Source organism: Streptomyces sp. NPDC037421, assembly GCF_055602105.1.
The window spans coordinates 55,404-62,830 of sequence record NZ_JBVJWV010000040.1 but is presented as its reverse complement, the minus strand read 5'-3'; the positions used below and the strand labels follow the sequence as shown (position 1 = coordinate 62,830).

At 74.3% G+C, this 7,427-nt stretch carries 6 protein-coding genes; 3 read left to right on the top strand and 3 right to left on the bottom strand.

Annotation, left to right across the window (positions count from 1 at the left end; all coding sequences use genetic code 11):
* Positions 1–158: 158 nt before the first annotated feature.
* Positions 159–962, bottom strand: a complete 804-nt coding sequence (locus tag ACZ7IF_RS34675; RefSeq protein WP_470980005.1) for an inositol monophosphatase family protein — start codon at positions 960–962, stop codon at positions 159–161.
* Positions 963–970: 8 nt separating this feature from the next.
* Positions 971–2,137, bottom strand: coding sequence for a ferrochelatase (locus tag ACZ7IF_RS34670; RefSeq protein ID WP_470980002.1), 1,167 nt, complete (start codon positions 2,135–2,137; stop codon positions 971–973).
* A gap of 168 nt (positions 2,138–2,305) precedes the next feature.
* On the opposite strand from ACZ7IF_RS34670, the gene ACZ7IF_RS34665 reads away from it, so the two are divergent.
* Both ACZ7IF_RS34665 and ACZ7IF_RS34660 read left to right on the top strand, forming a co-directional pair.
* Complete coding sequence (locus tag ACZ7IF_RS34665; protein WP_470979999.1) at positions 2,306–3,568, top strand: MFS transporter; 1,263 nt, start codon at positions 2,306–2,308, stop codon at positions 3,566–3,568.
* Entirely contained in the window at positions 3,513–4,847 is a 1,335-nt protein-coding gene (locus ACZ7IF_RS34660) for a D-arabinono-1,4-lactone oxidase (protein WP_470979996.1), read from the top strand. The genes ACZ7IF_RS34665 and ACZ7IF_RS34660 overlap by 56 nt, the downstream gene beginning before the upstream one ends.
* Before the next feature lie 7 nt (positions 4,848–4,854).
* Here ACZ7IF_RS34660 and ACZ7IF_RS34655 read toward each other — a convergent pair whose 3' ends face one another.
* On the bottom strand, positions 4,855–5,592 hold the full coding sequence (locus ACZ7IF_RS34655) for a hypothetical protein (RefSeq protein ID WP_470979993.1): 738 nt from the start codon (positions 5,590–5,592) through the stop codon (positions 4,855–4,857).
* Between the two features lie 658 nt (positions 5,593–6,250).
* Here ACZ7IF_RS34655 and sepH point away from each other — a divergent pair.
* Positions 6,251–7,282, top strand: coding sequence for a septation protein SepH (sepH, locus tag ACZ7IF_RS34650; protein ID WP_470979990.1), 1,032 nt, complete (start codon positions 6,251–6,253; stop codon positions 7,280–7,282).
* Positions 7,283–7,427 lie beyond the last annotated feature (145 nt).

Here is a 7,427-nt window from a genome sequence, read left to right as displayed (position 1 = left end):
CCCCCCCCCCCCCCCCCCCCCCCCCCCCCCCCCCCCCCCCCCCCCCCCCCCCCCCCCCCCCCCCCCCCCCCCCCCCCCCCCCCCCCCCCCCCCGGTGCCGTCGGCGGCCGGGGCCCGGTGCCGTCGGCGGCCCCTCGGCGGCCGTGCGGGCGTGCGCCTCAGTCGTGCCAGGCCCCGGCTTCCTCCAGCAGCCGCTGGAGTGGGGCGAAGACCGCCGGGGTGGCCGCCAGCGCCAGCTCCCCCGAGGCCGGCTCCGAGGGCCGCCCGCCGGTCAGGGCGCCCGCCTCGCGGGCGATCAGCTCGCCCGCGGCGAGGTCCCAGGGGTTCAGGCCGCGCTCCCAGTACCCGTCGAGGCGCCCCGCGGCGACGTCGCACAGGTCGAGCGCCGCCGAACCGCCGCGCCGGATGTCCCGCACCAGCGGGATGATCCGCCCGGCGACCTCTGCCTGGTGGGCCCGCCTCGTCTGGACGTACGCGAAGCCGGTGGCGATCAGCGCCCGGTCCAGGGGCGCGGCAGGCCGGCAGGCCAGCCGGGCGGCGCCCGACCAGGCCCCGCCGCCGAGCACCGCGTGGTACGTCTCCCCGCGCATCGGCGCCGCCACGACGCCCACCACGGTCTCGCCCCGGTACTCGGCCGCGATGGACACGCCCCAGCTCGGGAGCCCGTAGAGGTAGTTCACGGTGCCGTCCAGCGGGTCGACGACCCACCGCACCCCGCTCGTGCCGGGGCTGTCGGCGCCCTCCTCGCCCAGCAGCCCGTCAGCGGGCCGGCGCTCGGCGAGGACGCCGGTGATCAGCTTCTCGGCGGCGATGTCCATCTCGGTCACCACGTCGATCGGGCTGCTCTTCGTCGCGGCCACCGCCAGATCGGCCGGCCGGCCGTCGCGCAGCAGTTCCCCGGCCCGCCGGGCGGCCTCCAGGGCCACGTCCAGCAGCTCGGCCTTCAGCTCTTGCGGGATCACGCTTCCCCCTACGCGTACGGGCTGTCCGTGCCGGCGGCCGCCGGCCGGGGCGCGCGGGCCGGGCAGCAGCCCACCGCGCACAGGTCGTGGCTCTGCCCCAGCGTGCCCACCCAGCACTCCTGCGGCCGCTCCCCGCGCTCGCGGGCGGCGCGCTCCAGCACGAGTTCCCGTACCGCCCCGGCGAAGCGGGGGTCGGCGCCGACGGTCGCGGAGCGCTCGGCCGGCAGGCCCAGCTCGGCCGCCTTGGCCCTGGCCTCGGTGTCGAGGTCGTACAGGACCTCCATGTGGTCGGAGACGAAGCCGATCGGCACCATGACCACGGCGGGCGCGCCGTCGGCGTGCAGGGCCTCCAGGTGGTCGCAGATGTCCGGCTCCAGCCACGGGATGTGCGGGGCGCCGCTGCGGGACTGGTAGACGAGCTGCCAGGGGTGCGCGGTGCCGGTCTCCACCGCCACGGCGTCCGCGATGACGCGGGCCACGTCGAGGTGCTGCTTGACGTAGGCCCCGCCCCGGCCGCCCTCGGTGTGGTCCTCGACCGGGCCGGAGGTGTCGGCCGCGGAGTCCGGGATGGAGTGGGTGGTGAAGGCCAGGCGGGCGCCGTCCCGGACACCGGCGGGCAGTGCCGCGAGCGAGGCCAGCACCCCGTCGATCATGGGCTGCACGAAGCCGGGGTGGTTGAAGTAGTGCCGCAGCTTGTCCACGCGCGGCAGCTCCAGGCCCTCTTCCGCCAGGGTGGCGAGCGCGTCGGCGAGGTTCTCGCGGTACTGGCGGCAGCCCGAGTACGAGGCGTACGCGCTGGTGGCGAGGACGGCGATGCGGCGGCGGCCGTCGCGCACCATCTCCCGCATCACGTCGGTCAGGTACGGAGCCCAGTTCCGGTTGCCCCAGTAGACGGGCAGGTCCAGCCCGTGCTCGGCGAAGTCATTGCGCAGGGCGTCCAGCAGCTCGCGGTTCTGCGCGTTGATCGGGCTGACCCCGCCGAAGCCGAAGTAGTGCTGCCCGACCTCCTTGAGCCGCTCGCGCGGGATGCCCCGGCCGCGCGTGACGTTCTCCAGGAACGGCACGACGTCGTCGGGCCCCTCGGGGCCGCCGAAGGACAGCAGCAGGAGGGCGTCGTAGGGGGCGGCGAGGCCTTCGGCCACGGGCGCGTCGGGGGCACGGAGCTGGTCTGACATGCCTCGAATCCTGCCACTCGGGCTCCGCCGGGGAGAACCGGCCGGTCCGCATCCCGGACGCGGCGTAGGTAAGGTAACCCTAAGTTGAAGCGTTGATTTTTCCCCATGCGGGTGCCATGTCGGCAGTCGTAACCTGTATGGGCCGATGACGTCCCTTACGGAGCCACCTTGCCCAGTCCCTACCGCGCGATCTTCGCGGCCCCCGGCACCAAGGGGTTCAGCGCCGCCGGCCTCATAGGCCGGCTGCCGATATCCATGGTCGGCGTCGGTATCCTCACGATGATCTCGGAGATGACCGGCCGCTACGCGATGGCCAGCGCCCTCACCGGCACCCTTGCCCTCGCCGCCGCGTTCATCGGCCCCCTGGTCTCCCGCCTGGTGGACCAGTACGGACAGCGGCGGGTGCTGCGCCCCGCGACCCTGATCTCCACCGCCTCCGTAACCGGCCTGGTCCTGGCCGCCGCGAACGGCCTGCCCGACTGGACCCTCTTCGCCTTCGCCGCCGTCGCGGGCTGCGTGCCGAGCGTCGGCTCGATGGTCCGCGCCCGCTGGACCGAGCTCTACCGGGACTCCCCGCGCGAGCTGCACACCGCGTACTCCTTCGAGTCCGTGATCGACGAGGTGTGCTTCATCTTCGGCCCGATCCTCGCCATCGGCCTGTCCACCACCTGGTTCCCCGAGGCCGGACCGGTGATCGCGGCCGGCTGCCTGCTCGTCGGCGTCTGGCTGCTGACCGCCCAGCGCTCCACCGAGCCGGCCCCGCATCCGCGCAGCCCCGACGCCGACCGCGCCTCGGCCCTGCGCTCCCCCGGCCTCCAGGTGCTGACGGCCACCTTCGTGGCGACCGGCGCGATCTTCGGATCCATCGACGTGTCCACTCTGGCCTTCGCCGAGGAGCAGGGCAGCAAGTCGTCCGCCAGCTTCATCCTGGCGATCTGGGCGGCGGGGTCCTGTATCGCCGGAATCGTCTTCGGTCTGCTGCACCTGAAGGGCAAGGCCGAACGCCGCTGGGTACTGGGCATCTGCGCCATGGCCGTGAGTATGATCCCCCTCCTACTGGCCGGGAACCTTCCGTTTCTGGCCGTGGCGCTCTTCGTCTCGGGCCTCGCCATCGCTCCCACGATGATCACCACGATGGCCCTGATCGAAGCGCACGTACCTCGCGCGAAGCTCACCGAGGGCATGACCTGGATCAGCACCGGCCTGGCGGTCGGGGTCGCGGCCGGCTCCTCGGTAACCGGTCTGGTCATCGACGCGGCCGGGGCCCAGCGCGGGTTCGTCGTCTCGATCTCCTCGGGAGTGGCCGCGGCGGCGGTGGCGTTCGCGGGTTACCGCCGGCTGACGAGGCCGGCGCAAGGGGAGGAGCCTGCCAGCGATGGCGACGTCGGGGACAGCAGCAGCAGCGAAGAACGCACCGGCCGCGTGGCGTAACTGGGCGGGCAACGTCCGCGCCACGCCCGCGCGCGTGGTGACTCCGGCCTCGGCCGGGGAGCTCCAGGAGGCGGTCCGCCGGGCCGCCGGGGAAGGGCTGCGGGTGAAGGCGGTCGGCACCGGCCACTCCTTCACCGCGGCGGCCGCGACCGACGGGGTGCTCGTACGGCCGCACGCCCTCACCGGGATCCTGTCGGTCGACCGGGCGGCCGGCACCGTCACCGTGGCGGCGGGCACCGCCCTCAAGGACCTGAACCGGGAGCTGGCCCGGCAGGGCCTCTCGCTCGCCAACATGGGCGACATCATGGAGCAGACGGTCGCGGGCGCCACCGGCACCGGCACGCACGGCACCGGCCGCGACTCGGCCTCCATATCCGCCCAGATCCGCGCTCTGGAGCTGGTCACGGCGGACGGCAGGCTGATGACCTGCTCGGAGAAGGAGAACCCCGAGGTCTTCGCGGCGGCCCGGATCGGCATCGGGGCCCTGGGCATCGTCACCTCGATCACCTTCGCGGTGGAGCCGCTCTTCTTCCTGACCGCCCGTGAGGAGCCGATGCGCTTCGAGCAGGTGACCTCCGAGTTCGACCAGCACGTCGCGGAGAACGAGCACTTCGAGTTCTACTGGTTCCCTCACACCGGCAACTGCAACACCAAGCGCAACAACCGCAGCCAGGGCCCCGCCGCCCCGCCCGGCGCGGTCAGCGCCTGGATCGAGGACGAGCTGCTCTCCAACGGCCTCTTCCAGGCCGTCAACTCCCTGGGCCGCGCCGTCCCGGCGGCCATCCCCTCGATCGCCCGCGTGGCCAGCCGCGCCCTGTCGGCGCGCACCTACACGGACATCCCCTACAAGGTGTTCACCAGCCCGCGCCGGGTGCGGTTCGTGGAGATGGAGTACGCCCTTCCGCGCGAGCGGGCGGTCGAGGCGCTGCGGGAGCTCAAGACCATGGTCGAGCGCTCCGGTCTGCGGATCAGCTTCCCGGTGGAGGTGCGCACTGCTCCGGCGGACGACATCACGCTGTCCACCGCCTCGGGGCGGGAGACGGCGTACATCGCGGTGCACATGTACCGGGGCACCCCGTACCAGGCCTACTTCACGGCGGCCGAGCGGATCTTCACCGCCCACGGGGGACGGCCGCACTGGGGCAAGGTGCACAGCCGGGACGCGGAACAGCTCGCCGCGGTCTACCCGCGCTTCGCCGAGTTCACCGCGCTGCGGGACCGGCTGGACCCGGACCGGCTGTTCGCCAACGACTACCTGAGGCGGGTCCTCGGGGACTGATCCCCGCTCAAGGGGCGCTGGACGACGGCTCCCCGCCGCCTCCCGCGCCGCCGGAGCCCGGGGTCGGGCCGGGCTCCGGGGTCTGCTTCGAGGGGGTCGGGGCGGGGGTCGGCTCCGTCGGCCCGGAAGGGCTGGGGCCGGGGGCCGGGCTCCGGCCGCCGTGCGGGCGGGAGGGGCTCGGGGAGGTGCCGGGTCCCGGGGTCTTCCCGCCCGTCCCCTCCTCCGCGCCCTTGCCCTCCTTGCCGACGGGCCCGCCCCGCCGGCCCGTCCCGCCCTTGCCGTCCCCCTCCGGGTCCGGCTTCGGCGGGGCGGGCTCGTGGTCGGGGGCGGTGCGGGAGCCGCCCGACCAGAGGGTGCGGCCGTCGCTGCTGACCGAGGTGCCCGCGAAGGCCTCGTACGTCCCGAGGCCTCCGAGGGCGAGGGCGAAGGCGGCGCCGGAGGCCACCGCCGTGCGCTTCCAGCCCCGTACGCGGGTGCCGTGCACGGTGGCGTCCCCGAACTCCCCCGGGGGCTGGGCCGCGGGGCCCGGATCCCCGTCGGGCAGCGGGACCTGACGGGCCCTGGGACGGGCGCCCTCGCGCAGCTGGTCTCCGGTGCGGCGGAACAGGTGCTGGATGACGGGCCCGCCTGCGGTGGCGACCACGCTGACCACGCCCGCGCCGAGGATGGTCCCGTAGACGCCCATCTTCGAGGCGAGCAGGGCGGCCGCGACGGTGGCGAGCGAGCTGCCCGCGACCTGGGTCACGCTCAGGTCGAGCTTCCTGCGCCCCTGTTCCGACGGGTTCGCCGGGTTCGCCGGGTCATGTGGTTCCCGCGGATCCCCCGGGTGGTCCGCCCGCGTGCGGTTCGCCGCCTTCCGACCCATCGCCATCCCCTGTGTGTCCCGCCTCTCGCGCCTCTCCTCTTCCAGCTGTTACTGACCCCTGAGCGAAATGGAAAGTTCCGTTTCTGCGGATTCTGTGAAGCAGGACACCCGAAAACGGCCACGTCCGCAGGTGGACCCGGATGCCGACCCGATTCCGGGCAGGCCAACTCCCGCCGCCCGGGACAAGTTCGGCGGCGCGGCGGTCCACCCGGGTGGCCCGAATGGAGTACTGTGGCGAGCCCTGGGACCGTCCTTCCTCACGGCTGTCCGGACCCGGGAGAGGGGGCCGGCTGATGGAGAAACGGCACTCAAGACCGGTGATACCGCGGTATCGCACGGGCTCCTGCTGCACACAGTAACCACTTGGTCACTGTGCGTGCCCAACAGGTAACCGTGCCATAACGTCGATCAAGGGCGCATGCCCGACACGCCGGTTTAACTCGGCAAGGTTGTGGCAGGCTGCACCCGGGCAGGCCACACTCGACTAGCGGAAGCAGCGACGCACGTGACGTCGGCAGGCACCACCCGGGAGGTCCCCATGCCCGAACTGCGTGTCGTGGCCGTCTCGAATGACGGAACACGACTGGTGCTCAAGGCTGCGGACAGCACGGAGTACACGCTTCCGATCGACGAGCGGCTGCGGGCTGCCGTGCGCAATGACCGCGCGCGCCTGAACCAGATCGAGATCGAGGTGGAGAGCCACCTCCGCCCCCGCGACATCCAGGCCCGCATACGGGCCGGTGCCTCCGCGGAGGAGGTCGCCCAGCTCGCCGGCATCCCGGTCGACCGGGTACGCCGCTTCGAGGGTCCGGTGCTGGCCGAGCGCGCCTTCATGGCCGAGCGGGCCCGCAAGACCCCCGTACGCCGGCCCGGCGAGAACACCGGACCGCAGCTCGGCGAGGCCGTGCAGGAGCGCCTCACGCTGCGCGGGGCCGACAAGGACTCCGTGCTGTGGGACTCCTGGCGCCGCGACGACGGCACCTGGGAGGTGCTGCTGGTCTACCGGGTGGCGGGCGAACCGCACTCGGCGAGCTGGTCCTACGACCCGCCGCGCCGGCTGGTCGTCGCCGTGGACGACGAGGCCCGCTCCCTGATCGGCGAGGCCGACGACCTGCCCTCCACCCCGGAGCCGAGCTTCCCGTTCGTGCCGAGGATCGCCCGGCTGCCCCGGGACCGGCCGCTGGACCGCGCCCTGGACCGGCAGCTGGAACGGCCCGAGAGCCGGCCCGCCCCGCCGCCCGCGCCGGAGCCCGAGGAGGAACGGGACACGCTGACCAGCCTGCTGGAGGCGGTCCCGAGCTTCCGGGGCGACCTCGTGGTGCCGGACCGCACGGAGCCTCCCGCCGAGGAGCCGGAGTCCGAGGAGCCCCCGGCCGCGGCGGCATCGGCGGGTGCCGGCGCGGCGTACGCGGACGTGCTGATGCCGCGTACGGTGGCGGGCCACCGCGAGCGGCTCACCGGCACCACCGACCGGCAGGCCGAGGCGGACGGGGTCCGGCCGGGGCGCCGGGCGGCCGTGCCCAGCTGGGACGAGATCGTCTTCGGGACCCGGCGCAAGAAGCAGGAGTAGCCCGCGCGGGGGGGGGGGGGGGGGGGGGGGGGGGGGGGGGGGGGGGGGGGGGGGGGGGGGGGGGGGGGGGGGGGGGGGGGGGGGGGGGGGGGGAGGAGGGGGGGGGAGTGCGTGGTCGGGAGCGTGCCGACCTCGCCGGTCGCGC

Coding starts and splice junctions, on each gene's coding strand:
- ACZ7IF_RS34660 (WP_470979996.1), top strand. CDS start 3,513: ATGGCGACGTCGGGGACAGCAGCAGCAGCGAAGAACGCACCGGCCGCG.
- sepH (WP_470979990.1), top strand. CDS start 6,251: ATGCCCGAACTGCGTGTCGTGGCCGTCTCGAATGACGGAACACGACTG.
- ACZ7IF_RS34670 (WP_470980002.1), bottom strand. CDS start 2,137: ATGTCAGACCAGCTCCGTGCCCCCGACGCGCCCGTGGCCGAAGGCCTC.